The sequence below is a fragment of the Nocardia otitidiscaviarum NBRC 14405 genome, assembly GCF_000308635.1.
Taxonomy (GTDB): Bacteria; Actinomycetota; Actinomycetes; order Mycobacteriales; family Mycobacteriaceae; genus Nocardia; species Nocardia otitidiscaviarum.
Window position 1 is genome coordinate 1 of sequence record NZ_BAGD01000189.1, and the last position, 220, is coordinate 220.

1 protein-coding gene is annotated in these 220 nt (G+C 73.2%); it reads right to left on the reverse strand.

Annotated features, from left to right (window positions below):
* Window positions 1-201: hypothetical protein (locus tag ON31_RS29305; protein ID WP_157533793.1), on the reverse strand; the 201-nt coding region annotated here is incomplete at its 3' end.
* Between the last annotated feature and the right edge of the window lie 19 nt (window positions 202-220).

Consider the following 220-nt stretch of genomic DNA (forward strand, 5'->3'; position numbering starts at 1 on the left):
GGCCGGGACGAGCGCGCCGGGTGTGATGGCGGCATTCCCTGCGCCGACCGCGGTTGCGGTTGCTGCAACGGCGGCGATTGGGTAGCCGACAACGCCGGAGGTGCCACCGCCGAGGGCGGGCGCGGTGAGCGTGTGCCCCACGAGGACGGCTGCCGCCGCGATGCCGCCGCCGACTGCGTCGGCGTCCACGATGGCGTTCACGATGTAGTTCCAGGCGAGA